Source organism: Nocardioides sp. Z13_37 (genome assembly GCF_058355585.1).
This window is the reverse complement of record NZ_JBZGDV010000018.1, coordinates 1-3,192: the sequence shown is the minus strand read 5'-3', so window position 1 is coordinate 3,192 and position 3,192 is coordinate 1. Positions and strand designations below refer to the sequence as shown.

Here is a 3,192-nt window from a genome sequence, read left to right as displayed (position 1 = left end):
ATGTCGTGAGACATCTGTCCGGGATGTCGTGAGACAGGTGTCCGGGATGTCGTGAACCAGCACACTGTCAGCCCGACGATGTGATGTCGCAAGACATCAGCGACAACGGACCTACGGAAACGTAGGTCCGTTTGTCATTTCTGCGGGTGGTTCGTGGGGTTGCGGGGTTGGTAGTCGCGGGTGGGGTCGAGGACGAGCTCGCGGAGGATCTCGCCGGTGGTGGCGTTGATGATGGTGATGTCGAGGTCTTGGACCAGGAGCCGGACGTAGGTTCCGGCGTGGGTTCGTCCGATGCCGATGTGGTGCAGTCGGCCGTTGTGGCGGAGGGTGACGGTGCCGACGCGGTCGATCTTGTCGGTGCGGACCCGGTCGTGGGTCTCCCGGGCGCGGTCGCGGTCCGGGGTGGCCTTGGGGCGTGCTTGGTAGGCCGCGGTCGGGGTGGCGCGGTGCTCGAGGGAACGGTGTGGGCGGCGCTGGTTGTAGTCGTCGCGGAATCGCTCCAGCAGGACCTGCAGCTCGGCCAAGGTGGTGGGCTGGTCGGGCTGGGCGCGTAGCCACTTCTTCATCGTCTGCTGGAAGCGCTCTACCTTTCCGCAGGTGGTGGGGTGGTTCGGCCGGCTGTTCTTCTGGACGATGTTGTGCCGTCGCAGTTCGTGCTCGAGCTTGGACCGTCCGCCCTTCCCGCCGGCGAACCGGACGGTGTAGACCATGCCGTTGTCAGTCAGCGTGGACGCGGGATAGCCGTGCCGGGCTGCGGTTTCGGTGAACGTGGTGAGCACGATGTGCGCGGTGATGCGGTGGTGGGCCGAGGTGTGCAGTGCGTATCGGGAGTGGTCGTCGAGCCAGGTGATGATCTCGACGTCTGCTCCGGTGGCCAGGCGGTAGTGGGTGAAGTCGGACTGCCAGGTCTCGTTGGGCTGCTCGGCGGCGAACCGGATGTAGGACGACTTGGGCCGCTTCTTCGGCTCGGGGGTGATCTCGCCGTGTCGGGCCAGGATGCGGTGCACGGTGGCCTTGGACAGCCGCACGCCGTGGTGGTGTGCCAGATGCCAGGCGATGGTGTCCGCGCCCGCGTCGTGGCCGGACTCGGTCAGCTGCTTGCGCAGGGCGAGAACCAGTTCCACGGTCGCGGCCGCGGTAGCGGTGGGTGAGGTCTTCGGACGCCGCGAGCGGGGCTCGAACGCTGCTTCGCCCTCGGCTTCGTAGCGGGCCTTGAGGCGGTAGACCCAGGACCGGTGCACGCCGTAGCGGGCAGCGACCTCGGAGGGGGTCTGGTTCTCGACGAACAGGGCGGTGATCACGAGCCGGGCCTTGGACGACTTGGACATGGCCGAGCATCGGGTGAGCCCGCGCTGTCTCCGATGTCTTGAGACATCGTGTCGCGGATGTCTTGAGACATCTGTCGCGTATGTCCTGAACCAGCACACTGTCAGCCCGACCGAGAAAGAGCCCCTGACCAGCGGAAACGCTGGTCAGGGGCTCCCTTCCGATTTGAGCCAGATCGGCCCGTGCCACGTTCATGTCCCGAAAACCCTCGTCGCAGTGACCCGTTTTGAGGCGATCTGCTGCGACACGCGGTGGTGGAGGCGCCCGGCCGATCGTTCAGTTCACGGGACCCCGTCAGTCGGTGCGAACGTCATCCTTCGGGCCGGCGAAGTTCTGGAGGAGGCGCGTGACGTCGGGTGTCGACCGTCTTTCTGGACGTAGTACTCCTTGGTGATCTGAGCAGAGGAGTGTCCGAGCACGCGGGCCGCTGTGTCGGAGTCGACGAGGCGGTCGATCATTGTCGCGACGATCTTGCGGAAGGTATGCGGCGTCACCCAGTCCAGGCCGGTGTCGGCGCGAATGGTGCGCCACCGTCGTTCGACGTTGCGGACCTGGTGCCAGGTGCCGTTGCGGGTGGCGAATACGGCGTTGCAATGATTCGCTGGCTGCTCGCCGCGCCGCCGCATCAGCACGGCTACGGCGAACGGCGGAAGCGCAATCGTGCGCTCCGAAGCGTCGGACTTGGGCTTGGCCCCCTGCCGGTCTCTGTCTTGATCGTTCCACTGATCGACACCGTGGGTGGCGTCGCAGACAAGTCGACGTCCGACCAGCGGATCGCAAGTACTCCACCGATCCGGCATCCAGTGGCGAGGAGTAGGTCGAGGATGTCAGGCATGTCCGCGCTCGACTTCGGGCCCGGTCGCTTCTTGGTCATCCATTCGGCCACGGCGGAACGGACGGCAACAAGGTCACCCATCGAAAGCGCTTGAACCTCATTGCGCTGACCGCGGAGCCGGGAGGTGGAGGACACAGGGTGGCCGCGATTGCGTCATCGATCACGGCGGCGTCGAGCATCATCTTGAGAACCGTCTTCGTCTTCTTGCGGCGGCTGTGCGTCTCCTGCGGCCGGATCAGTCGTTCCAGCCGCCCAGCTGTGGCCTCGCGCAATCTGATGCTGCCGATGGCCGGGTTGATGACGTTGTCCAAGATGCGCTGGTACTCGTTTGCCGTGGTGGCTCTGAGCGCGGCTCGGCGCGATACATCGACAGCCAGATCTCTCCCACCTGGCTGATCCGCATGTCGGGCCTGATGAGGTCGCCGGTGGGCGCGCTCCTGTCGGCGATCTCGGCCTTGAGCTCGCGCGTTGCGGCGGCGGCGCTGCGACCAGTGCCCTTCACCTCGCGGGTCACGCCGTCGAAGTCGCGAAACCGAGTACGTGCCCGGAGGACGCCTGGGCGAACCTGTCGAGTGGTGATGCTCCCAAATGTCCCAATAGGCAATGGAGGGCGAGCCATGGGTGTTCCTCCGGCTGGAACGACAGTGTTGGGGACGTCAACCGGGGTAGCGCGAGATCCAGTGTGCCTCGGACACTTGGTGACCGCCTCGGTCATCGGCCGCGACGTCCCCGTCAGGCGCGACGTCACCTGCCTCGGTGTGAGCGTCGATCCATGCATCAAGATCCGAACGGCGATAGCGCAGAGCCCCTCCCGCCTTCGCCGCCCGTGGCCCTAAGCTGGGGCTCGCGTGCGCCAGGTGCACAGCGTGGCTTTCGAGAGACCTATGTAGGCCGCCGCCTGGCCGACGTCCATCATCGCAGTCTCGAGCGCAGTCCCGATACGCCCAGCCATGGCTGCGGGCTCAGACGGTCAATGCAACACCTCTGCTAGTGCTTGCGATGGTGTCTTGAACCCGAGGGTCTGTCGAGGT

Annotated in this window: 3 protein-coding genes; all 3 read right to left on the bottom strand. The window is 65.6% G+C overall.

Features of this window, described 5'->3' with window-relative positions:
* Positions 1 to 134 precede the first annotated feature (134 nt).
* The 3 genes from AC4H2S_RS21120 to AC4H2S_RS21110 all read right to left on the bottom strand — a co-directional run bounded on the left by AC4H2S_RS21120 (position 135) and on the right by AC4H2S_RS21110 (position 2,472).
* Entirely contained in the window at positions 135 to 1,328 is a 1,194-nt protein-coding gene (locus tag AC4H2S_RS21120) for an IS481 family transposase (protein ID WP_491498956.1), read from the bottom strand.
* Positions 1,329 to 1,607: 279 nt separating this feature from the next.
* On the bottom strand, positions 1,608 to 2,126 hold the full coding sequence (locus tag AC4H2S_RS21115) for a tyrosine-type recombinase/integrase (protein WP_491498955.1): 519 nt from the start codon (positions 2,124 to 2,126) through the stop codon (positions 1,608 to 1,610).
* Positions 2,127 to 2,196: 70 nt separating this feature from the next.
* Positions 2,197 to 2,472 (bottom strand): hypothetical protein, encoded by a 276-nt coding sequence (locus AC4H2S_RS21110; RefSeq protein WP_491498954.1) that lies wholly within the window; start codon positions 2,470 to 2,472, stop codon positions 2,197 to 2,199.
* Positions 2,473 to 3,192 lie beyond the last annotated feature (720 nt).

Bases quoted from the DNA above. Each gene is read 5' to 3' on its own strand.
- AC4H2S_RS21120 (WP_491498956.1), bottom strand. From the start codon at position 1,328: ATGTCCAAGTCGTCCAAGGCCCGGCTCGTGATCACCGCCCTGTTCGTC.
- AC4H2S_RS21115 (WP_491498955.1), bottom strand. From the start codon at position 2,126: ATGCCGGATCGGTGGAGTACTTGCGATCCGCTGGTCGGACGTCGACTT.